The organism is [Clostridium] aminophilum (assembly GCF_900101295.1).
GTDB lineage: Bacteria > Bacillota > Clostridia > Lachnospirales > Lachnospiraceae > Clostridium_R > Clostridium_R aminophilum_A.
The window spans coordinates 92,149-114,331 of the sequence record NZ_FOIL01000002.1 but is presented as its reverse complement, the minus strand read 5'-3'; the positions used below and the strand labels follow the sequence as shown (position 1 = coordinate 114,331).

At 55.0% G+C, this 22,183-nt stretch carries 20 protein-coding genes; 17 read left to right on the top strand and 3 right to left on the bottom strand.

The window, feature by feature from the left end; genetic code table 11:
- Positions 1–19: 19 nt before the first annotated feature.
- The gene (locus tag BMW41_RS01095; RefSeq protein WP_074648091.1) at positions 20–2,371 is read left to right on the top strand and encodes an HD domain-containing phosphohydrolase; all 2,352 of its coding nucleotides are present in this window, start codon (positions 20–22) and stop codon (positions 2,369–2,371) included.
- Between the two features lie 169 nt (positions 2,372–2,540).
- On the top strand, positions 2,541–2,732 hold the full coding sequence (locus BMW41_RS01090) for a hypothetical protein (protein WP_074648089.1): 192 nt from the start codon (positions 2,541–2,543) through the stop codon (positions 2,730–2,732).
- Here the strand turns inward: BMW41_RS01090 and BMW41_RS01085 are convergent.
- Positions 2,710–4,170, bottom strand: a complete 1,461-nt coding sequence (locus BMW41_RS01085) for a polysaccharide deacetylase family protein (protein WP_074648088.1) — start codon at positions 4,168–4,170, stop codon at positions 2,710–2,712. The two genes, BMW41_RS01090 and BMW41_RS01085, sit on opposite strands and share 23 nt — an antisense overlap.
- A gap of 195 nt (positions 4,171–4,365) precedes the next feature.
- Here BMW41_RS01085 and trkA point away from each other — a divergent pair, with 195 nt between their 5' ends.
- The 8 genes from trkA to BMW41_RS01045 all read left to right on the top strand — a co-directional run bounded on the left by trkA (position 4,366) and on the right by BMW41_RS01045 (position 12,183).
- Positions 4,366–5,721 carry a Trk system potassium transporter TrkA gene (gene trkA, locus BMW41_RS01080; protein WP_074648087.1) on the top strand — a complete coding sequence of 452 codons (1,356 nt, stop codon included), beginning with the start codon at positions 4,366–4,368 and terminating at the stop codon, positions 5,719–5,721.
- Positions 5,722–5,732: 11 nt separating this feature from the next.
- A complete protein-coding gene (locus BMW41_RS01075; RefSeq protein ID WP_074648086.1) occupies positions 5,733–7,172 on the top strand; it encodes a TrkH family potassium uptake protein in 1,440 nt (479 codons plus the stop codon).
- A gap of 30 nt (positions 7,173–7,202) precedes the next feature.
- Positions 7,203–7,574: a metal-dependent transcriptional regulator gene (locus tag BMW41_RS01070; protein WP_074648085.1), complete on the top strand. Its 372-nt coding sequence runs from the start codon at positions 7,203–7,205 to the stop codon at positions 7,572–7,574.
- Positions 7,575–7,844: 270 nt separating this feature from the next.
- Complete coding sequence (gene yqeB / locus BMW41_RS01065) at positions 7,845–8,681, top strand: selenium-dependent molybdenum cofactor biosynthesis protein YqeB (protein WP_074648084.1); 837 nt, start codon at positions 7,845–7,847, stop codon at positions 8,679–8,681.
- Between the two features lie 97 nt (positions 8,682–8,778).
- On the top strand, positions 8,779–9,861 hold the full coding sequence (selD, locus tag BMW41_RS01060; protein ID WP_074648082.1) for a selenide, water dikinase SelD: 1,083 nt from the start codon (positions 8,779–8,781) through the stop codon (positions 9,859–9,861).
- A 212-nt stretch (positions 9,862–10,073) separates the two neighbouring features.
- On the top strand, positions 10,074–10,703 hold the full coding sequence (gene yedF, locus BMW41_RS01055) for a sulfurtransferase-like selenium metabolism protein YedF (protein ID WP_074648080.1): 630 nt from the start codon (positions 10,074–10,076) through the stop codon (positions 10,701–10,703).
- Positions 10,704–10,785: 82 nt separating this feature from the next.
- On the top strand, positions 10,786–11,940 hold the full coding sequence (locus BMW41_RS01050) for an aminotransferase class V-fold PLP-dependent enzyme (protein WP_074648078.1): 1,155 nt from the start codon (positions 10,786–10,788) through the stop codon (positions 11,938–11,940).
- 6 nt (positions 11,941–11,946) lie between these two features.
- Entirely contained in the window at positions 11,947–12,183 is a 237-nt protein-coding gene (locus BMW41_RS01045; RefSeq protein ID WP_074648076.1) for a putative Se/S carrier protein, read from the top strand.
- On the opposite strand, the gene BMW41_RS01040 is transcribed toward BMW41_RS01045, so the two are convergent.
- Positions 12,173–13,300: an XdhC/CoxI family protein gene (locus tag BMW41_RS01040; protein ID WP_074648074.1), complete on the bottom strand. Its 1,128-nt coding sequence runs from the start codon at positions 13,298–13,300 to the stop codon at positions 12,173–12,175. The two genes, BMW41_RS01045 and BMW41_RS01040, sit on opposite strands and share 11 nt — an antisense overlap.
- Positions 13,301–13,322: 22 nt before the next feature.
- On the bottom strand, positions 13,323–14,057 hold the full coding sequence (gene yqeC, locus BMW41_RS01035; protein ID WP_242870257.1) for a selenium cofactor biosynthesis protein YqeC: 735 nt from the start codon (positions 14,055–14,057) through the stop codon (positions 13,323–13,325).
- A 156-nt stretch (positions 14,058–14,213) separates the two neighbouring features.
- Between yqeC and BMW41_RS01030 the strand changes: the two genes are divergently transcribed.
- The 7 genes from BMW41_RS01030 to BMW41_RS01000 all read left to right on the top strand — a co-directional run bounded on the left by BMW41_RS01030 (position 14,214) and on the right by BMW41_RS01000 (position 22,034).
- On the top strand, positions 14,214–15,794 hold the full coding sequence (locus tag BMW41_RS01030; protein WP_074648072.1) for a helicase HerA-like domain-containing protein: 1,581 nt from the start codon (positions 14,214–14,216) through the stop codon (positions 15,792–15,794).
- Positions 15,795–15,886: 92 nt separating this feature from the next.
- Positions 15,887–17,329 (top strand): RsmF rRNA methyltransferase first C-terminal domain-containing protein, encoded by a 1,443-nt coding sequence (locus BMW41_RS01025; protein ID WP_074648070.1) that lies wholly within the window; start codon positions 15,887–15,889, stop codon positions 17,327–17,329.
- A 179-nt stretch (positions 17,330–17,508) separates the two neighbouring features.
- Positions 17,509–18,021, top strand: a complete 513-nt coding sequence (gene purE / locus BMW41_RS01020) for a 5-(carboxyamino)imidazole ribonucleotide mutase (RefSeq protein ID WP_074648068.1) — start codon at positions 17,509–17,511, stop codon at positions 18,019–18,021.
- Between the two features lie 164 nt (positions 18,022–18,185).
- Positions 18,186–19,217, top strand: coding sequence for a phosphoribosylformylglycinamidine cyclo-ligase (gene purM, locus BMW41_RS01015; protein WP_242870256.1), 1,032 nt, complete (start codon positions 18,186–18,188; stop codon positions 19,215–19,217).
- Positions 19,211–19,813, top strand: coding sequence for a phosphoribosylglycinamide formyltransferase (purN, locus tag BMW41_RS01010; protein WP_074648062.1), 603 nt, complete (start codon positions 19,211–19,213; stop codon positions 19,811–19,813). Before purM ends, purN begins: the two co-directional genes overlap by 7 nt.
- 144 nt (positions 19,814–19,957) lie before the next feature.
- Positions 19,958–21,250: a phosphoribosylamine--glycine ligase gene (gene purD / locus BMW41_RS01005; protein ID WP_074648059.1), complete on the top strand. Its 1,293-nt coding sequence runs from the start codon at positions 19,958–19,960 to the stop codon at positions 21,248–21,250.
- Complete coding sequence (locus tag BMW41_RS01000) at positions 21,243–22,034, top strand: prolipoprotein diacylglyceryl transferase (RefSeq protein ID WP_074648056.1); 792 nt, start codon at positions 21,243–21,245, stop codon at positions 22,032–22,034. Before purD ends, BMW41_RS01000 begins: the two co-directional genes overlap by 8 nt.
- Positions 22,035–22,183 lie beyond the last annotated feature (149 nt).

Sequence of the window (22,183 nt, the reverse complement as noted above, 5' to 3'; positions counted from 1 at the left end):
CAAACAGCAGGAACACAACATGGATGATTCAATCATTTTTTTGGGAGTTCGGGGAAGCACTCCGGCAAACGGCGAAGAATTTGACGCATACGGGAAGCACACATCCTGCTATCTGGTCACCCTCGACGGTACTTCGGTCATGGTGGACTGCGGTACGGGTGTGCAGCGGGCGGGAGCGATTCTGGATGAACTGCCGGAGCTTCATCTTCTGATTTCCCATTCCCATCTGGATCATATTGCAGGCCTCTTTCAGCTGATTCCGATGATGAAGCAGAAACCGCTTCACATCTACGGCAATACCTTTAACGGCCTGACGATAGAAGAACAGATCAAACGACTGGTAGGACCTCCGATCTGGCCGGTTTATCCGGAAGAGCTGGATCGAGAGGTCCATTATCATGAGCTCGGACCGGAACCTTTTTCGATCGGGCCGATCACGGTGGAGACCATGAAATCCAATCACCCCGGCGGATGCACGCTCTACCGTCTGGACGGAAGCAGACATTCGGCGGTCATCGCGTCGGATTTCAACCACGACGGGGGCGCGGACCGGAAACTGATCGTGTTTTCCCAAAATACGGATCTGATTGTCTATGACGGGAGTATGACGAAGGCCGATTACGAAAACCATTCCGAGTGGGGGCACTCTACCGCGGAGATGGGGGTGGAGATCGCACGGAAGGCCGGCGTCGGTGCCATCGCCATCTCGCATCACAGTCCCTTTGCCACCGATCAGGATCTGGATGTCCGCGAACACGAATTCCGGGAAAAATATCCCCATCTGTTCTTTGCGTACGGAGGGCTCCGGTTTGTTCTGGGCGGACGGATTCCGGGATTCTGCAACAGCGGCAAAGACAGCGGACAGCTGGATAAACTCCGCAGTCTGATCAATATCAGTGTCCGGATGAATTCGGAGAAGGACAGAACAAGGCTGTTCGAGCACATTATCCGTTCGGCGATGGAGATCACGCGGGCAGACGGCGGAACACTCTATACGCTGGAACGGGATAACCGGCTTCATTTCCGGATCATGATCAACAAATCTCTCGGTGTCTTTAAGGGAGGGACAAAAGATCCGATCAATCTGCCGCCGGTTCCGCTTTCTCCGACCAATGTCTGCGCGGCAGCGGCGCTTTCCAGAAAAATCATCAATATCGAGGATGTCAGCTCCAGCGGTTCCTATGACTTTTCCGGACCCCGAAAGTATGATGCCATGACGGGATACCGGACCAGATCGGTGATGGTCGTGCCGATGGAGGACATTTCCGGCGAAGTCATCGGAGTCCTTCAGCTGATCAATGCGCTGGATCCGGCGGGACGTCTGATCAGCTTTACCGTTCAGGACGAGGAGATGGTAAATGCCATCGCGTCGCAGGCCGGCGTGTGCATTTCCAACATCGCCCACGAAAAAAATGTGACAGAGCTCTTAAATGGCTTTGTCCGCGGCATCTCGGCGGGGCTGGACGCGCGAACACCCTACAATGCAAACCACTCCCGCAATATGGCGGAATACTGCGCGGCGTTTCTGGATTACGAGGAACGGACAGACGGCCCTTACGCAATGGATGAGAACGGGCGGCAGGAACTGCTGATGAGTGTCTGGCTGCATGATATCGGAAAGCTTGCGACTCCGATTGACGTCATGGACAAATCACAGCGCCTGACGGACAAACATTTTGAAAAAATGACGGGGCGGTATCATCGCCGGGAGCTGATCCTGATGCTGGAAACGGCAAAGGGGATGATGACGGAAACGGAGATGGAGGCGCGGAAAAAAGAACTCTGGGAGGAGTATGAGTTTCTTCTTGAGGTCAACCGGGCCGGATATCTGAGTGATGACACCATCCGGCGCGTCCGGGAGATCGCTTCTTCCGACTACCGGGATGCGGACGGATCCATGAAACCGAAACTCACGAAAGAGGAGAGCCGGGAGCTGATGATCCGGAAGGGAACGCTGACGGATGAAGAGCGGAAGATTATGCAGGATCACGTTGTCTATACATCGAGAATGCTGCGGGCGCTGAATTTCCCGAAGAACTTCCGGCATGTTGCCTCCTGGGCAGGCACGCACCACGAATTTCTGGACGGAAGCGGTTATCCGAATCATCTGACGGCGGAATCCCTCAGCTGGCCGGCGAGACTCATTACCATTCTGGATATTTTTGAGGCGCTGACCGCGGCAGATCGTCCGTATCGGGATTCCATGAACGTGGGCAGGGCCCTTCAGATTCTGGAAGAAATGGTTTCGGAGGGAAAACTTGACGGCAGCATTCTGAAAGAATATGAAAAGAGTGAGGCGTGGAAAAACGCGGATAATGCGGAAAAATGCAGTGAAAATGCGGAAATCGAGAGCTGGATCACACGGAAATAGTTTTTGTTATTTGTGTGATGGTTTTGTGAAGGTGCCCTTTATATAATACTGCCATAATAAAACACAGTCATTCAGCGGTCCGGGGATGTTCTGCTGAAGGAAGGTGTCCATATCTTTCCGAACATGGAACAGATGGCTGAGGCAGGAGACGCGACCTGCGGAAGGCCGGATGAATCAGACAGATACTGGGGATGATGATATAAATCTGGGGATGTTGTTATTGCTGGATGTGTCGGATCAAACACATCGGGAAGCATATGGGATAAAAGAGCTGCCGGGAATCCGGCAGCTCTTTTATTGTGGAAAGATCTTTGAAGTTTCCGGTGACATGATCACGCTTATGATGATCCGTAAAGTTTGATGCTTGTGTTTCCCGAATAGGCGTAGCTGGCGATGGCCGGCCCTTTTTTTGCGTTCGTGGAGGAAGCATCGGCTGCCGCAGATTCAGACGCCGGTCCCTTCGGTGAGGCATCCGCTTCGGAACCGGCGGTTTTTTCGGCAGATCCGTCGGCGCCGGCAGAAGCATTCCCGGCCTGAGAATCGGTATCGGCACCGGTCTTCGCAGCAGTTGTTTCCGGTGTCGGAGCGGCCGGCTGTGTGCCTTGTTCCGCACGGAGTTTTGCGACGGTTTCCGGACGGAAGTCCGTGTACTGGCGGTCGAGTTTCAGCTGAACATCCGCCGCTTTCAGGTTATAGAGCTCCGAGATGGTCACCAGCTGGAAACCCTGTTCGGCAAGCCGAGGAATGATGGTTCGGCAGGCTTCGCCGGTGGAAGGGTAGAGCTCATGCATCAGCACGATGTCGCCGTCCTTGACATGACCGATCACGGAATCGATGGTCGACTGTGTGTTTCTCGTTTTCCAGTCCTGCGTATCGACACTCCAATGGAACATCGGCATCGGAACACCCTGACGCACCGCATTGGAGATAATGCCTCCCGGCAGTCGGAGCACCGTCGGCCGGACACCGCAGACTTCCTCGATGACGGAATTGCATTTCTGGAATTCTTCCGCCACATATGCTGCTCCCTTTTTGGAGAGAGATTCGTCGTGATCAAAGGAATGGTTGGCGATCTCGTGCCCCTCCGTCGCCATGCGGCGGACTTCCTCCGCATATCCCGGAACCCGTGTTCCGACCAGGAAAAAGGTGGCGCGTCCGCCTACTTTGTCCATTTCATCCATGATCGCATTGCCGACTTCCGGGTACGGACCGTCATCAAAGGTGAGGGCGACCATTGGCTTTGTGATATCCAGCGTTCTGCCGTTTGACTGGATGAGATTCTGGCTGGATTCGGTTGTCTCTTCCCGGGATTCGTTTTCTTCGGCAGTTTCTTCGAACGGCGTCTCGGCCGCCTCGGAAGAGGCTGCGGTCTGCGCCGCTGTTTCCGCCTCGGCTCGGAAGAAGACTCCGGCAATTCCCTTTCCCGCAAATATGATGACTGCCAGCATGACCGAAAGGAACAGAATCCTCATCAGATAGGCAGAGATCAGGGAGATTCCCGACTTGCGGTGCCGCCTGCTTCTGACCGGTCGCTGATAGTCCGCATCGGAACGCCGGTTTCCCCCGCGTTTTCCCGTCGGCCCATCGGAATAACGGTTCCGGCTCCGGGAATCAGAGGAGCGGACTTGGCCGCGTTTTGGGCGCTGCACATCGGAAGACCGGGAAGCATTACGTCCTCGAACCTCCGGACGCTCCTGCGGATCGTCTCCGGTCTTTCTATTGTTTAATCGTTTCCGGCTTTCCGGCCGGTGTCCATCGCTTCGTTTCAATGCGGAACGGTGATGGTTTTTCTCCGTCATTTTTTTCAAACTCCCCTGTAAATGTATTGCTGTGATGCCGGACGGTCCGGGATCCGAACCGTTCCCAACATATCGAAGGATATTCTATCACAATTCCCGTCGGATTGCATTTTATATCCGCATCTGATAAAATATCTTTGAAAATGGAACAATAATACGGTGCGGAATGAGTTCACCGTTGGAGGATACGGATTCATGAATGTGATTGTTATAGGATGCGGCAAGGTTGGAACTGCACTTGCTTCCCAGCTGGTGGCAGAAAACCACAATGTCGTTCTGGTTGATATGTCCGCGGAAAAACTGGATAAGGTATCTCAGGACATCGATGCGATCCGCCTGGTGGGCAATGGTGCATCGATTACCACTCAGAGGGAAGCCGGAATTCAGACCGCGGATATTTTTATTTCCGTGACGAACTCCGATGAATTAAACCTTCTCTGCTGTCTGATTGCGCGGAAAGTTGGGCACTGCCATACCATTGCCCGTGTCCGCAATCCGATTTATTCGAATGAGATCGGATTCATCAAGGAACAGATGGGAATCTCCATGATCATCAACCCGGAGCTTGCGGCCGCCAATGAAATCTCCAGAGTGCTTCGGTTTCCGTCCGCAATCCAGATTGATACGTTTGCTAAGGGAAAGATCGAGCTTCTGAAGTTCAAGGTGAAGCATGAGTTCGGCCTGGACGGACTGTCCGTCATGGAGATCGACAACAAGTACCACTGTGATGTTCTGATCAGCGGAGTCGAGAGAGGGGACGAAGTCGCCATTCCAGACGGAAAATATATTATTCATGATGAAGATATGGTTTCCATCATTGCTTCGCCGGAGAATTCGGCAGCATTTTTCCGGAAGATCGGACTGAAGACCAATCAGGTCTCAAGCACGATGATTGTGGGCGGCGGAACCATCGCCTATTATCTGGCGCGGCTTCTGGAGAGCATGAAGATCCGCGTGAAGATCATCGAGCAGTCCAGAGAACGCTGTGAAGAACTCAGCGAGAAACTGGAAAACACGATTGTGATCCACGGGGACGGAACGGACAAGAATCTTTTGATCGAGGAAGGTCTCGGAACGGTTGAATCCTTTGTGACACTGACCAATATTGATGAGGAAAATGTGTTCTTATCGCTGTATGCGAGGGATAATTCGGATGCAAAACTCGTGACGAAGGTCAACCGTCTCGCATTTGACGAACTGATCAGCAGGATGGATCTCGGGTCGCTGATTTACCCGAAGTACATTACTGCCGATTACATTCTTCAGTATGTCCGGGCCATGCAGAATTCCATCGGCAGCAACGTCGAGACGCTGTATCATATTCTGGACGGCCGGGCGGAAGCACTGGAATTCCGGATTCGCGACGAATCGGAAGTGACCAGCAAAACGCTGATGGAACTGAGTCTCAAATCCAATCTTCTGATCGCGGCCATCATGCGCGGCGGGAAGATCACGATTCCGAGAGGACAGGACCGCATTATGTGCGGGGATACGGTTGTTGTCGTGACCAGCCAGAAGGGCCTTCACGACATCCGTGACATTTTAAAATAGGAGTCGGGATTATGAATTATTCCATTATTCGCTATATTCTCGGCTGGATCTGCAATTTTGAGGCGGCATTTATGCTGCTTCCGCTGATCACTTCCATTGTGCGGCACGAGCCGGAGGGATGGTCCTTTGTGATCACGATGGGAATCTGCCTTCTGATCGGAATGCCGCTGACCTTCCGAAAGCCGAAGAATATGGTTTATTACACGGCGGAGAGTATGGTGACCGTGTCACTGTCCTGGATCGTGCTGTCGGTCCTCGGCGCGCTGCCGTTTCTGTTCGCAGGGGTTCTGACCAACCCGTTTGACGCGGTTTTTGAGACGGTATCCGGATTTACGACGACCGGAGCCAGCATTTTCTCCTCGGTGGAAGACCTGCCGCACTGCATCAACGTATGGCGGTGTTTCACCCACTGGGTCGGCGGCATGGGCGTTCTGGTATTTATTCTGAGCCTTCTTCCGCTGACCGGCGGAGCGCACATGAACCTGATGCGCGCAGAGAGCCCCGGGCCGAGCGTGGAGCGCATGCTTCCGAAGGTTCGGACTACGGCGGCGATCCTGTACAAGATTTACATCGCGATCACGGCGGCCATGATGGTGCTTCTTACGCTGGAGGGAATGCCGTTCTATGATACGATGTGTATTTCTTTCGGAACGGCCGGCACCGGAGGCTTCGGCGTTCTGAATGCGAGCTGCGGTGCGTATACGCCTCTGCAGCAGATGACCATCGCGGTATTTATGATTCTGTTCGGTGTCAATTTCAACGCCTACTTCCTGATCGTGATGAAGAACATCCGGGGAGCGTGGTCCAGCGAGGAGCCGAGAGCGTATCTTACCATCATTGCCGTATCGGTCGGGATCATTACACTGAATATCCTGCATCTGTGCCAGAATGCCGGCGAAGCGTTCCGGAAAGCATTTTTCCAGGTTGCGGCCATCATTACGACGACCGGGTTCTCAACGGCGGATTTTGATCTCTGGCCGCCGCTTTCGAAGACGATTCTGGTGATCCTGATGCTGTGCGGTGCCTGCGCCGGCAGTACCGGCGGCGGATTCAAGGTTTCCCGTCTGGTCATCCTCTTTAAGAGCATGCACAAAGAGATCCTACTGTTTCTCCATCCGAATATGGTTCATAAGATCAAGATGGACGGAAAAACCGTGGAGCATGACACCGTGCGTTCAATCAATGTTTTTATGATTGCTTACGTGCTGATCTTTGTGATATCGGTGCTTCTGGTATCGCTGGATGAATGGGATCTGGTTACAAACTTTACCGCAGTTGCGGCAACGTTCAACAATATCGGTCCGGGTCTTTCTATGGTCGGCCCGACCTGCAATTTTGCATTTTTCAGTAATTTTTCCAAAGTGATCCTGATTCTGGATATGCTGGCAGGGCGTCTGGAGATTTTCCCGATGCTGGTTCTGTTCTATCCGGGAACGTGGCGAAAACACTGAGGAAGTCGAGACAGACAGGGAGGCGTTATTTTGAAAATACAGCAGTCAGCGGAGGATTACCTCGAGTCCATTCTGATGCTCAGCAAGACCAATCCGGTGGTTCGCTCCATCGACGTGGCGAACGATCTCGGTTTTTCCAAGCCGAGCGTCAGTGTAGCAATGAAAAATCTGCGGGAAGGCGGATACATTTCCATGTCCAAGGAGGGATATATCACTCTTCTGGAACCGGGACTGCAGATCGCGGAAAAGATCTATGAGCGCCATACAACTCTGACCAAGCTTTTTTCGGCGCTGGGAGTACCGGAGAAGCTTGCGGCGGAGGATGCATGCCGGGTGGAGCATGACCTGAGCCCGGAAAGCTTTGCGGCTCTGAAGAGCCTGGCGGAAATGCTGACGCAGTGAGGCGCAAAAAAACAGACCAATCAGACGATCGAGCAGCTCTCCATGAGGGAAGGTGTCAAAGTGTACACTGCCCCTCATGGAGTTTTTTGCTTCATGGTAAATTTCTCCGAAATTCCCTATGAAACAAAAACGCTTTGCGGGGGAAGCGCGCCGTGGAAAGCAAATCCGGCAGGGGCGGAAAGACCGGCCCCCGGCGACGCCAGAGAAGAACGTTATTCTCAAAGAAATATAACGGTGATACAATGGACAGATGGTAAAGGAGGACGATAAATGGATCAGTTCAGGATCATGGTGAGAGGTGCGGGGGATATCGCCACCGGCACCATTCACCGGCTTTGGATGGCGGGATTCCGTCCGGTCGTTCTGGAGACAGATAAGCCGTCGGCGATCCGCCGGCAGGTTTCCCTTTGCGAATGTGTCTACGGGGATGCAGCGGTCGTGGAGGGCTTAACGGCGAAACGGGCCATATCCCTTGCGGAGGCGGTGCGGATGCTGGAGGAAGGAGTGGTTCCGGTGCTGGTGGACCACGCCGGGAAATCCATCGGGGAATATCGGCCGGATGTGCTGATCGATGCGATTCTCGCAAAGAAGAATCTGGGAACCGGTCGGGATATGGCACCGACGGTCATCGGACTCGGTCCGGGTTTCTGCGCGGGAGAAGATGTGGATTATGTGATTGAGACCATGCGCGGACATAACCTCGGACGGATCATCACCGAAGGGTGTGCACAGCCGAATACCGGCATTCCCGGTGTGATCGGGGGATACGGAAAAGAGCGGGTGATTCATGCTCCGGCAGCGGGGGTGACCCGGCATGTCCGGAACATCGGAGATACGGTGGAAAAAGGTGAAGTGATTCTTCGGATCCATGGATCGGAGAACGAGGTGACGGAGGTTCCGGCAACCCTCTCCGGTCTGATCCGCGGCATGATCCGGGACGGATATCCGGTGACGGAGGGATTTAAGATCGCCGACATCGATCCCCGGCAGGATCAGTACCGGAACTGCTTTACGATCTCCGACAAGGCGCGATGCATTGCCGGCAGCGTTCTGGAGCTTGTCTGTGCGGCATACCGGGAAAGACAATCAAAAGGCGGGGCGATGTAAAAACGTCTGAACGGGCAAATGCGCCGGAACCGGCAGGTCTGTCCGGACATAAAAGCCACTGGTAGCGAAGCGGGCAGGAACAGAAGAGGAGAGAATTATGTCAGAGATCGTGTTTTGCAAGAGCGGCGGGTGTACCGCGAAACTGGGAGCGGGACTCCTTTCCCGCGTTCTGGAGAAACTCCCGAAAGGACCGAAGGACGAAAAACTTCTGGTCGGGTTTGACTCCCACGATGACGCGGCGGTCTATCAGGTTTCGGAGGATCTTGCCATCGTGCAGACTCTGGATTTCTTTCCGCCTATGGTGAAAGACCCGTATACCTTCGGGAAAATCGCGGCGACCAATGCACTGAGCGATATATATGCGATGGGCGGAGAAGTGAAGACGGCATTGAACATCGTCTGCTTCCCGGAATCCTACAGCCTGAACATTCTGGGTGAGATTCTGCGGGGCGGAAGCGAGAAGGTGATCGAAGCCGGCGGAACGCTGGCGGGCGGCCATTCCATCGCCGACAGCGATGTCAAGTACGGCTTATCTGTCACGGGGCTGGTGAATCCGAAGAAGATCTGGAAAAATGTGGGCGCGAAGCCCGGGGATGCACTGGTGCTGACGAAGGGACTCGGGACCGGGATTATCTGTGCGGCAGACCGGGTGGGAGAGGCATCCGCGGAATCGATGGATGCGGCGATCCTGTCCATGACGACGCTGAACCGGGAAGCGAGCCTTTGCGCGAGACAATACGAGATTCACGCCTGTACGGATGTGACCGGCTTCGGATTTCTGGGACATCTTCACGAGATGATGGGAGGGGAGACAGCCTGCCGCATTTTCTGGAAAGACATCCCGGTTTTGGGCGATGCGCTGACTTATGCGGAGGAATTCCTGATCACCGGAGGCGGACAGAAAAACCGGAATTATGTCGGAGACCACGTCTGCTTTGACGGAATTCCCTTCGGTGCGGAAGAAGTGCTGTTTGATCCGCAGACGGCGGGCGGACTTCTCTTTGCGCTTCCGCGGGAGCAGGCGGAGCGGCTGGTTGGCGATCTGACCTGCACATTTCCGCTGGCTGCCATCGTCGGAGAGGTGACGGAAAAGAGCGGTCCGGAGATTACGGTTTTGCGTGAATCTGGTCCGGAATATCATCCGATGATTGGACGGGGATGTTCGGTCAATCACCGATAATATGGCACTAAAATACGGAATAATGTCGGCTAGAATGAGGATAGAATGAGGATTCCGTTAAAAACTCCCGAAAAGAGGGATTTCATCGGGAAATCATCGGGATTCCATCCGGAATACAGGCCTGAATGTTTTCATTCAGGCTGAGAAGAACGGCTCAGGCAGACAAAAGGAATGGAGTGTCTGAGTACAGAGGACAATGGAGGATCATAAGAATGAAGACAGTGAATGCAATGGGAGAGGTTTGCCCGGTACCGATTGTGATGGCAAAGCAGGCGATCCGTGAACTGAACGCGGCAGATACAGTGGAGGTTCTGGTAGACAATCCGACTTCGGTGGAGAACCTTACCAAGATGGCGGTGCAGATGGGATACCCGGTCCGCTCGGAGAAAAAAGCGGAAGGAGAATACCGTGTGGAGATGGATGTGCCGGCACCGGAGAATGCGGCAGGTGAAGGCGCAGCGATGGAAAATCCTGCCGGAAGGGAAGAAATTCCGGTACCGGCTGCGGGAAAGACGGTGGTCGTGGTTGCTTCGGACCGGATGGGAGTGGGCGATGACGAGCTGGGCACCGTTCTGATCAAGGCTTTCACCTTTGCCCTCACACAGCAGGATGCTTTGCCGGATACCATGCTGTTTTACAACGGCGGCGCAAAGCTTACCTGTGAGGGATCGCCGGTTCTGGAAGACCTGAAGAAGCTGGAGGAGAGCGGCGTGGAGATCCTCACCTGCGGAACCTGCCTCGGCTTCTATGAGATGAAAGAGAAGCTGGCGGTGGGCGGCGTCTCCAATATGTATGAGATCGTGGAAAAACAGATGAGCGCATCCCGGATCATCCGCCCGTAAGGAAAAAAACGTAGGAAGGCACGTCTTTTTTTCGCGAAAAAAAGAAAACGGCCAGTACGAACTTTTTCGGAAGGGAGAAGCCATGATTTATCTCGACAATGCAGCGACGACGCTCCGGAAACCGGAGGGGGTGAAGACGGCAATGATCCGGGCACTGGAGGAGGCGGGAAACCCCGGAAGAGGCGCGTATGCGGCTTCTCTGAATGCATCCCGGATTCTTTTCCGGGCGTCGGAGGCGGCAGCGGAACTTCTCGGGACAGAAGATCCGGAACGGATTGCCTTTACGCAGAATGTGACCGAGTCCCTGAATGCAGCGGTCAGCGCGCTGCCGGAGATGGTCCGTAAGAAGGAGCCGTTCCGGATCATCACGACGCGGACAGAACACAATTCGGTTCTCCGGCCGCTGTACCGGCTGGAAAAAGAAGGAAAGGCATCGCTGACCTTCTGGGAGCCGGAACCGGACGGAAGACTGGATCCGGCGCGGCTTCCGCAGCTTCTGACCGCGGAGACGGCGGCGATGGTGATCACCCACGCGTCGAATGTGACGGGAAGAATCACCGACCTTACGGCTGTGGCGGCATTTGCCCGGGAGAACGGGATTCTGCTGATTGTGGACGGCGCACAGGCTCTTGGGGCGGTTCCGGTGAACGTAGAGCGGGACGGAATTGATATTTATTGCTTCACCGGACATAAGGGCCTTTTCGGCCCGCAGGGGACCGGCGGCATCTATGTGCGGGCCGGGCTGGCAGTCCGCCCGCTTCTGATCGGCGGCAGCGGGATTCACAGCTTTGACCGGGACATGCCGAAGGAAATGCCGACGGTGCTGGAAGCCGGAACGAGAAACACGCCCGGCATTGCCGGTCTGGAGGCCGGCATCCGTTTTGTCCTGGAGACCGGTCCGGAGAGGATTCTGAAGCACGAGAGAATATTGGCCGGCTGCTTTGTCCGGCGGATCCGGGAGATTCCAAACCTGAAACTCTACGGTTACCGTGACATGGAGGGGACGGGGATCGTCTCGCTGAATCTCGGGGAAGAGGATGCGTCGGTGGTTGCGGACCGCCTGTGGGAGGAAGCCGGAATCTGTGTTCGGGCAGGAGCGCACTGCGCACCGCTCATGCATGAATTTTTCGGGACGAAAGAACAGGGGATCGTCCGGTTCAGTTTTTCAGCGTTTAATACGGAAGAAGAAGCGGAACAGGCTGCGGATGCACTGAAAAATATTGCAGAGACAATGTAAGACAACATGAGAGAAAAGAAAGATTATATTATCCTTACCTTTTCGACGACGCGGTCGGCCATGCGATTTGAGGCATTTGCCGCGGAAAACGGAATTCCGGGAAGGACCATCCCGGTCCCGCGGGAGATTTCCGCGGGATGCGGGATTGCGTGGCGCATGGATGTCGGAGCGTACGGAGAATACCGTGAGACGATCCGATCCGGCGGCACAGCGCCGGAGAAGGTCACCGCGGTCAAGATGTAATATCGGTCCGCTCCACATAAACCAGAACGCTGCCGCCGCAGAACATGCCGGCCATGTCGTCGTCGGCAGCATGAATGGAAAGGTCAATCAGCATGCGGGCCCCGGTCCGGGAGAGAATGCGGCCGCCGTGAAGGGAGAGTTCCCGGTCCAGCGCTTCGGCACCATCGCCGTCGTTCAGCAGAACAAGGCCGGCTTTCCGGATCATGGCCTCCGCGAATCCGCCGCCGATGGTTCCGACAAATGTGCCGTCCGGCCGGACGAAGAGTTTCGCTCCCGGGTTTCTCGGCGCTTCCCCCTCTTTGCGGACGATGACAGCCATGGCCAGCGGACCGGCCGCTGCGGAGCGCAGGGCGGACAGCATTTCAGACGAGTATCCGAAACCTTTGGCGGAGGAATTCGCGATACAGATCAGTTCCGCCAGAATAGAGACCGCAATTTCTTCCGGCGTCTCGGAATGGATTTCAAGACCGATGGGCATGTGTACCGTGTCCATCGTCTTTTTTGTATATCCGGAAGCGAGAAATTCCTCCCGGATGAGAGCGGTTCTGCCGTGGCTTCCCATCATGCCGAGGTAGAGATACGGCTTTTCCAGAATCTTACGGAGGCAGACTTTGTCATAGGCGTGTGCGCGGGTCATGACGATGAACGCTGTGTTCGCGTTCCCCGGAATTCCGTCCAGCGCGTGTTCGAACGAATCACAGATGACGCGGTCTGCGCCGGCGGCTTCGGCTTTCTCCGTAAACTCGGAACGGTCGTCGATGACCGTCACATGCATGGAGAGGAATTTTGCCATCCGGGTGACGGCGAGCGCGACGTGGCCCGCGCCGCAGAGGACGATTTCGGTCTTTCCGCCGAAGCGCTCCGCATACACCAGACCGTTTTCGGTCCGAAACGTCGGATCGGACGGTGCAAGAGGCGGCAGTGCCGGGGGATCCGTATGGCGGAAACCGCGGGTCTCCCGGGAGTCCGGCATGGCTTCTGCGAGGGAGACAGGACCGTCTTTTGTCAGACGGTACAGAATCTTTTCACCCGCAGACGGGCCGTCTATGGTGATGAGAGAGAGATATTCTTCTCTCGGGTTAATCCGGGAAAGGGCAGAATAATAAGAATTGGACATGGTGTTGCTCCTTTTTTGTATGTTATGACTCACGATCGATCCGGATCAGGAAATGTTCCCGCAGGGATCCGGCGAATACCGGAAGGTCGGTTTTTTTCGCAAATCGGCGGCAGAGGGACAGTGTTTCCGTGCGGAGGGCCGAGTCCGGACAATGCAGGTCGTCCGCCTGATTCAGGACAATGACATCGGCCAGATGTTCTTTTTGAATGGCTTCGCCACAGAGCTCCGGCGTCAGGAGATCCTGTTCACCCGCGCCGGTCAGCGCAAGGAAGCGTTCGGGAACATGGACCGCGTTCCGGACCGGTTTCCCGAAGCCGGAGAATCCGGCGAGCAGGATGATCCGACGGGTCCCGTCCGGAATGACCGGCTCGCCGCCGCGATGGGCCTTGATCGGAAGACCTCTTGATCCGTCTGCTTCAATCAGAACATAATCGGCCAGCCGGGCCAGATGATCAAACGGAAGGGGAGGTGCGGATAGTTTTCCCTCTTTTGCCGGGGTGCCGATGCAGAGAAGGGGAGAGACGGAAAGCCGGCTCCGGATCACGGCTTCATTTTCCAATGAATCCGGGGAAAAGGAAGCAAGGCACGGGAGATCCGGGAACGGGCGGATATGCGTGGACGTGGTGAGAATCACGGACCCGCAGGCACTCAGCTCCCGGGCCAGTTCCCGCAGGAGGGTTGTCTTTCCGCCGCTTCCGATGACGGCCGTGATGCCGCGGCGGATGCAAAGTGTTTTTGAAAGATTATCAGTCATCATAAATAGAATCCTTTGCTGTATTCGTTGCAGGATCACACAGACACTATAGTATGGATTTAAAAACCGCACAAGCCAAAGAAAGCACCGTCTCTTTCAATTCGTTTCGTCATTTGCTACAATAACAGTCAGAAAACACGATAAAAGGAGGGTTCCCTGATGTTCTATGAGAATAAGATCTGGATGGCAAATGACGGCGATGAGAAACTCTGTATGTTTCCCGGAATGCTGAACCGGCACGGACTGATCGCCGGTGCGACCGGGACCGGAAAAACGATCACGCTGAAGGTTCTCGCGGAATCGCTCAGCGATGCCGGTGTTCCGGTATTTCTCGCGGATGTGAAGGGAGATCTGGCGGGAATGTGCGAGCCGGGCGAGAACACGGAGGATATGCAGAAGCGCATTGCCTCCTTCGGGCTGGACCGGGAGGGCTTTTCCTTCAGGCCGTATCCTGTGCAGTTCTGGGATCTGGAAGGAAAAAACGGACTTCCGCTTCACACAACGGTCAGCGAGATGGGACCGCTTCTGCTTTCCCGTCTTCTTCGGCTGTCCGACCTGCAGAGCGATATTCTTCAGATCCTTTTCCGGATTGCGGATGAACAGAACCTTCTGCTGATTGATACCAAGGATCTTCGCGCCATGATCCAGTATGTGGCGGACAATAATGCGGAGTTTTCCGCGCAGTACGGCAATATGACCAAACAGAGCCTAAACGCGATTCTCCGCGCGGTTGTTTCGCTGGAGAGTCAGGGCGGGGAAAACTTTTTCGCCGAACCGGCCATCGACATCCATGACTGGTTTCGGAGAGATTCGGACGGACGGGGGGTTATCAATATTCTGGATGCCCGGAGTTCGATTCAGAATCCGGTGCTGTATTCCACATTCATGCTCTATCTGATGAGTGAGCTGTTTGAGCAGCTCCCGGAGAGGGGAGATGCGGATAAACCGGAGATTGTCTTCTTCTTTGATGAGGCACATCTTTTGTTTGATCACGCGTCTCCGCTTTTGGAGGAGAAGATCGGGCAGGTGGTCAAGCTGATCCGTTCGCGGGGCGTCGGAATCTGTTTTATCACCCAGAATCCCGGCGATCTCCCGGACGAGGTTCTCTCACAGCTGGGAAACCGGATTCAGCATGCGCTCCGGGCTTATACACCGGCGGAAAAGAAAAAGATCCGCGCCGCTGCCCGGTCTTTCCGGGAAAATCCGGCCTTTGACACCGAAACCGTGCTCTCGGAGCTCGGAACAGGGGAGGCGGTTATCTCCTTCCTCGACGAGAAAGGAATCCCGTCCGTGGCGCAGCGGGCAAAGATTCTTCCTCCGCAGTCGAAGATGGGAACCATATCCGAATCGGCGCGGAAGTATCAGGTCAGCTCGTCGGATCTGGCAGAGAAATATGGCGACAGTTTCGACCGCGATTCCGCGTATGAGTTCCTTCAGCGCAAGAATGCGATCCTTGCGCAGGCCGCCGCCGAGGAGCGCGCGCAGCAGGAGGCTTCGAAAGAGGCGGAGAAGCAGGCCGTGAAGGATGCCCGCGACCGTGAGAAGGAAAATGCAAAAAAGACGAAGCGATACCAGAGCGCGGCAGGATCCATCGCGAAGACGGCGGCCGGCACCGTCGGCAGAGAACTCGGCAATGCGGTGGGGAGCACCGTCGGCGGAAAGTTCGGAAAGAAAATCGGCGGAAATGTCGGCGCGTCGCTCTTCCGAGGCATCATCGGAACGCTCTTCGGCGGACGATAATGCGTCAGGCTCTCTGCGGATGATAAGGGTTCATCGCGGACGATCGCGGCGGGACCGGAATGAAATTACAGAACAGACAGGATTACAGAATAATGGCATTTGAATTACCAAAACAGTTTGAAGACAGGATGAGAGAGATTCTCGGAGACGGGTTTGCGGCATTCCGGGACAGTTATGAAAAGGAGCGGAATCAGGGCCTCAGGCTGAATCTTCTGAAGACCGATCCGGAAACCTGGGAGAAACAGAACCCGTTTCATCTGAGACCGGTTCCCTGGGCGTCTGAGGGGACCGCAAAGGGCTTTTACTACGGCAGTGAAGATCGCCCGGGACTTCATCCGTATCATGCGGCGGGCGTCTACTACATGCAGGAGCCCAGCGCAATGCTGCCGGCGGAGCTGATCGGCGCGGACGAGGCGGGAAAGAACGGAGAATGGGTTCTGGACCTCTGCGCCGCGCCGGGAGGAAAGACCACGCAGACTGCCTCCGGCATGCAGGGCGGAGGTCTTCTGATCGCCAACGAGATCGATCCGGCGAGAAGCCGGATCCTCTCACAGAACGTGGAACGCATGGGGATCCGAAACTGTATCGTCACCAATTCGAATCCGGACGGCCTTGTCGGCCCGCTCTCCGGGAAAATGGACCGTATTCTGGTTGACGCGCCCTGTTCCGGAGAGGGAATGTTCCGGAAAGAGGATGCCGCGCTTGCGATGTGGAGCGAGGACAATGTGGCCATGTGTGCGGAACGGCAGGAGCATATTCTGGAGGCGGCTTACGAGATGCTTGCGCCGGGCGGAAGAATTGTCTATTCTACCTGTACCTTCGCGCCGGCGGAGGATGAGCTGCAGGTGGAACGGTTTCTGGAAAAGCACCCTGACATGCACGCTGTTTCACCGGATCAGGAGGTGAACGGCGTATCGGCCGGAATCCGGGAACTGGTAAAGACGCATGCGGAGGAGATCGGGAAGACATTCCGGATCTGGCCGCACATTTCCGACGGAGAGGGGCATTATGCTGCCGTGATCCGGTCGGACGCACCGAAACTGACGGGAAGCGCGAAAACGGCCGCAAAAAAGACGAAGGGGGCATTTCGCTCGCCGGATTACCGGAAAATATATCTGGATGCGGCAGCGGAGATCTTCCGGAAACCGGAAAAATGGTGCGATGAGAGCCGCCTGATCCAGCAGGGAGAGTGTCTCTGGCTTCTTCCGACAGACCGGGCGTCCATGCCTCTTCTCTCCGGGATCCGTGTTCTGCGGCAGGGAATCCTTCTCGGAACCTTTGCCAGAGACCGGTTTGAACCGGATCACAGTCTGGCGATGGCGCTTCATCCGGATGAGGTCCGGCTTTGCCGGTCGTATGCGGCGGACTCGGAGGAGATCCGTGGCTTCCTTCACGGAGAACCGATCCGGGAGGAACGGTCCGGGGAAAAGGGCTGGACGCTGATCACGGTGGACGGCTACTCGCTGGGCTGGGCAAAACTCGGCGGCGGAACGCTGAAAAACCACTATCCGAAGGGCCTTCGCACGAAATACTGAAGGGCGCATCCGCAGGCCCGGTGCCCATTTTCCGCAGGTTGGCTACAGAAAAATACCGGTCGGTTTCGGCGCGAAACAAAAAAGCCGTATTGACTTGATTTTAGAAAAACAGTATGATTTTTTCTGGCGGCTAAGTCGGAAAATTCAATTTTTCGCAGTTTTGAAAAAGGAGAGACACCATGGCAAAAGTTGGTATCGTGATGGGCAGCGATTCGGATATGCCGATCATGGCACAGGCAGCTGAGATTCTGGAACAGTTCGGAATTGACTACGAGATGAACATCATTTCCGCGCACAGAGAGCCGGATATTTTCTTTGATTGGGCAAAAAACGCCGAGTCCAGAGGAATCCGTGTCATCATTGCGGGCGCGGGAAAAGCAGCGCATCTTCCGGGCATGTGTGCGGCGCTGTTCCCGATGCCGGTGATCGGAATTCCGATGAAGACATCCGATCTGGGAGGCGTGGACTCTCTTTACTCCATCGTTCAGATGCCGGGTGGAATCCCGGTTGCGACCGTTGCCATCAACGGCGGTAAGAACGCGGGCATTCTGGCTGCGAAGATTCTCGCAGTGTCCGACACCGGTCTTCTCGGAAAGCTGAAAGAGTACTCTGAGAATATGAAAAATGAAGTTGTTAAGAAGGATGAAAAACTCAGGGAAGCCGGCTACAGGGCTTTTCTTGCCGACAAATAAACAGTGATAAAACCATGCGGGTCCGGGCTTAGACAGCCGGGCCCACATGTGCTATAAAAAGCGTTTTGTACTATTGAAAGCCCGGTGTCTGCGGGAAACCGCGGTCACCTTGCTGATACATGAAATGCCGGGAGGAATCCCGACAGCACCAACAGGAGGATCATATGGATTACAAGAAAGCCGGAGTTGACATCGAGGCCGGATACAAATCGGTTGAACTGATGAAGGAATTTGTAAAGCGGACGAACCGACCGGAAGTACTCGGGGGAATCGGCGGTTTTTCCGGCGCCTTCAGCGCAAAGGCATTCAAAGACATGGAGGACCCGGTTATCCTCTCCGGAACGGACGGAGTGGGAACAAAGATCAAGCTGGCGTTTCTTCTGGACCGTCATGATACAGTCGGTATCGACTGTGTGGCGATGTGCGTCAATGACGTTGCCTGTGCCGGCGGTGATCCGCTGTTCTTCCTGGATTACATTGCCTGCGGAAAAAATGTTCCGGAAAAGATCGCGTCGATCGTAAAGGGCGTTGCGGAGGGCTGTGTTCAGGCTGACAGCGCACTCCTCGGAGGTGAAACCGCGGAGCATCCGGGACTGATGCCGGAAGACGAATACGATCTCGCAGGATTTTCCGTCGGTGTGGTTGACCGGAAGGACATGATCACCGGAGAAAACCTGAAGGACGGTGATGTCCTGATCGGTATCGCATCCTCCGGCGTGCATTCCAACGGATTCTCCCTTGTTCGCAAGGTATTCGAAAAGGAGATGACGAAGGAAGGTCTGGAGACATACTATGAGGAACTCGGCGGAACCCTCGGCGATACACTGCTGACCCCGACCCGCATTTACGTTCACGCACTGAAGGCGGTCCGTGAAAGCGGCGTGACAATCAAGGCCTGCAGCCATGTAACCGGCGGCGGTTTCTATGAGAATATTCCGAGAATGCTGAAAGAGGGAACCAGAGCGGTGATCGAAAAGAACAGTTATCCGGTTCCTCCGATCTTTAAACTCCTTCAGAAGAAAGGTGATATTGAGGAGACCATGATGTATAACACTTACAACATGGGACTCGGCATGGTTCTGGCAGTGGATCCGGCCGATGCGGAAAAGACCATGGATGCGATCCGGTCGGCGGGCGATGCGTGCTACCGCGTGGGACGGATTGAGGCAGGAGAAAAGGGAGTTACATTATGCTGAATGTCCTCGTGATGGTTTCCGGCGGCGGAACCAATCTTCAGGCGATTCTTGACGCGGTCGACAACGGTGCCATCCGGAACACGAAGGTGACGGCCGTGATCAGCAACAATCCGAATGCGTACGCGCTTGAGAGAGCAAAGAACCACGGTATTCCGGCGGAGGTGATCTCGCCGAAGAACTACGGAACGAGAGAGGAATTCAATGAAGCGCTGACCGAAAGGGTGAAGGCGCTCTGCCCGGATCTGATCGTTCTGGCCGGCTGTCTTGTCAAGATTCCGGCACAGATGGTGGATGCGTTCCGGAACCGGATCATCAATATCCATCCGGCATTGATCCCGTCGTTCTGCGGTGTGGGGTTCTACGGACTTCGCGTCCACGAGGCGGCTCTTAGCAGGGGCGTGAAAGTGACCGGTGCCACGGTTCATTTTGTCGATGAAGGTACTGACAGCGGCCCGATTCTTCTGCAGAAAGCGGTTGACGTTCTGCCGGGCGACACCGCGGAAGTGCTTCAGAAGAGAGTCATGGAACAGGCGGAGTGGGTGATCCTTCCGAAGGCGATCGATATGATCGCGGCCGGTGAGATTCCGATCGGCTGAGGGAATATCCCTGCGGATTTTAACGGAAAACAGCAGAGGGAATCTGTCTGCGGTTTATGACGGAGAATAAAAGAAATATTGTATCGGGTCCGATTCCGCTCCCGGAACGGGGGAAGCGGACCCGAATTCAGAAAGGAAATACAGATGAAAGTACTGATCGTCGGAGGCGGCGGACGTGAGCATGCCATCGCATACAAAGTATCCAAAAGCAGTCAGGTAGAGAAAATCTACTGCGCACCGGGCAATGCGGGAATCGCAGAACTGGCGGAATGCGTTCCGATCGGCGCGATGGAATTTGAGAAGCTGGCGGATTTTGCCGAGGAGAAGGGAATTGACCTCACGGTGGTCGGCATGGATGATCCGCTGATCGGCGGCATTGTCGATGTCTTCCGGGCCCGCGGGCTCCGTGTATTCGGGCCGGATAAGAAGGCCGCGATTCTGGAAGGATCGAAGGCATTTTCCAAGGATCTGATGAAGAAATATCACATCCCGACTGCGGAATATGAGGTTTTCACGGATGCGGAAAAGGCCCTGAAATATCTGGAGACTGCCAAGATGCCGATCGTTCTGAAGGCATCCGGCCCGGCTCTCGGAAAGGGCGTCCTCATCTGCCAGAATCTGGAGGAGGCAAAAGCCGGCGTGAAGGAGATCATGCTGGACAAGCAGTTCGGTGACTCCGGAGACGAGATGGTGGTGGAACAGTTCCTGACCGGACGTGAGGTTTCCGTCCTGACTTTTGTGGACGGAAAGCACATTAAACTGATGAGTTCTGCGCAGGATCACAAGAGGGCAAAAGACGGCGATCAGGGCCTCAATACCGGTGGTATGGGTAATTTCTCGCCGACTCCGTTCTACACCAGAGAGGTGGATGAATTCTGCAAAAAATATGTTTATCAGGCGACCGTCGATGCGATGGAGCAGGAAGGCCGTCCGTTCAAGGGCGTCATCTTCTTCGGACTGATTCTCACCGAAGACGGACCGAAGGTTCTGGAGTACAATGCGCGCTTCGGTGATCCGGAGGCACAGGTGGTTCTGCCGAGACTGGAAAATGATATCATCGATGTGTTTAATGCCTGCATTGACGGAACGCTGGATCAGATTGATCTGAAGTTCTCGGATGACGCCTGTGTGACGGTGATTCTTGCGAGCGACGGTTATCCGGAAAAGTATGAGAAGGGATTCCCGATCTCGGGTCTTGAAAAATTCCGCGGAAAGGAAGACTATTTTGTGTTCCACTCCGGCACAAAGTTTGGAGAGAACGGAGAAGTGCTCACCAACGGAGGAAGAGTTCTCGCAGTGACCGCCCGCGGCAAAAATCTGAAGGAGGCCCGGGCGAAAGCGTATGAGGCCACAGAGTGGATCGGTTTTGACAACAAATACATGCGTCACGATATCGGAAAAGCGATTGACGAGGCCGGGGAGGACGTGAATGTATAATGATCTCTTTACGATCGGAGGCGTGACGGTTCACGGTTACGGGCTGATGATCGCAATCGGAATCATTGCGGCGTATACGATGGCGGATTACCGGGCCAAAGTGCAGGGGATTAACCGGGATAAACTCTATATTCTGACGATCTGGGCTGCGGTTCTCGGAATTCTCGGCGCGAAGGTTCTCTATCTGATTACCATGGCGCCGAAGATTGCCGAGGATCCCTCCCTGATCCTGAAGGATCTGGCGAGCGGATTCGTTGTTTACGGCGGAATCATCGGCGGTCTGTTCGGCGGCGTTGCGGTGGCAAGATTGATCGGAATGCCGGTGCTCCGGACGTTTGACCTCTGCATGCCGAGTATTGCGCTGGCACAGGGCTTCGGCCGGATCGGCTGCCTTCTGGCCGGGTGCTGCTACGGCATGGAGTATTCCGGACCGGGGGCGATTGTCTTTTCCCACTCGGATTTCGCGCCCAACGGCGTCAGTCTGTTCCCGTCGGAACCGGTCTATGCGGTACTGAATTTTGCACACTGCCTGATTCTTCTTGCGGCATTCCGGAAACTGAAAACCGTTCCGGGCCGCACCGGATCGCTGTACCTGATTCTCTACTCCATCGGCCGTTTTATGATGGAATTTGTGAGAGGTGATGCCATCCGCGGCAGCGTCGGCGTTCTGTCGACGTCCCAGTTCATCGCTGTTTTTATTCTTCTTCTCGGCGTGTCCGCCTATGCGTTCGCGCCGAAACTGGCAAAATTCGATCTTCCCCTTGAAGAAAAGACGAAAGTTTGAAAGTAAACTTTCAAACTTTGATTGACGGCTCAAATAGACAAGCAAGCTTGTCTGCTTGAGCCTGGAGGACAAAAATGTGATAAGAAGAAAACTCCGGGGAATATCTGTTTGAAAGGCAGTATTCAAACCTCAGTCTGACGCCCGGATAC

Coding starts and splice junctions, on each gene's coding strand:
- purN (WP_074648062.1), top strand. CDS start 19,211: ATGCTGAATGTCCTCGTGATGGTTTCCGGCGGCGGAACCAATCTTCAG.
- BMW41_RS01000 (WP_074648056.1), top strand. CDS start 21,243: ATGTATAATGATCTCTTTACGATCGGAGGCGTGACGGTTCACGGTTAC.
- selD (WP_074648082.1), top strand. CDS start 8,779: ATGTCAGAGATCGTGTTTTGCAAGAGCGGCGGGTGTACCGCGAAACTG.
- yedF (WP_074648080.1), top strand. CDS start 10,074: ATGAAGACAGTGAATGCAATGGGAGAGGTTTGCCCGGTACCGATTGTG.
- BMW41_RS01040 (WP_074648074.1), bottom strand. CDS start 13,300: ATGTCCAATTCTTATTATTCTGCCCTTTCCCGGATTAACCCGAGAGAA.
- yqeB (WP_074648084.1), top strand. CDS start 7,845: ATGGATCAGTTCAGGATCATGGTGAGAGGTGCGGGGGATATCGCCACC.
- BMW41_RS01025 (WP_074648070.1), top strand. CDS start 15,887: ATGGCATTTGAATTACCAAAACAGTTTGAAGACAGGATGAGAGAGATT.
- yqeC (WP_242870257.1), bottom strand. CDS start 14,057: ATGATGACTGATAATCTTTCAAAAACACTTTGCATCCGCCGCGGCATC.
- purE (WP_074648068.1), top strand. CDS start 17,509: ATGGCAAAAGTTGGTATCGTGATGGGCAGCGATTCGGATATGCCGATC.
- BMW41_RS01050 (WP_074648078.1), top strand. CDS start 10,786: ATGATTTATCTCGACAATGCAGCGACGACGCTCCGGAAACCGGAGGGG.
- BMW41_RS01090 (WP_074648089.1), top strand. CDS start 2,541: ATGAATCAGACAGATACTGGGGATGATGATATAAATCTGGGGATGTTG.
- purD (WP_074648059.1), top strand. CDS start 19,958: ATGAAAGTACTGATCGTCGGAGGCGGCGGACGTGAGCATGCCATCGCA.
- BMW41_RS01045 (WP_074648076.1), top strand. CDS start 11,947: ATGAGAGAAAAGAAAGATTATATTATCCTTACCTTTTCGACGACGCGG.
- purM (WP_242870256.1), top strand. CDS start 18,186: ATGGATTACAAGAAAGCCGGAGTTGACATCGAGGCCGGATACAAATCG.
- BMW41_RS01095 (WP_074648091.1), top strand. CDS start 20: ATGGATGATTCAATCATTTTTTTGGGAGTTCGGGGAAGCACTCCGGCA.
- BMW41_RS01085 (WP_074648088.1), bottom strand. CDS start 4,170: ATGACGGAGAAAAACCATCACCGTTCCGCATTGAAACGAAGCGATGGA.
- BMW41_RS01075 (WP_074648086.1), top strand. CDS start 5,733: ATGAATTATTCCATTATTCGCTATATTCTCGGCTGGATCTGCAATTTT.
- BMW41_RS01030 (WP_074648072.1), top strand. CDS start 14,214: ATGTTCTATGAGAATAAGATCTGGATGGCAAATGACGGCGATGAGAAA.
- trkA (WP_074648087.1), top strand. CDS start 4,366: ATGAATGTGATTGTTATAGGATGCGGCAAGGTTGGAACTGCACTTGCT.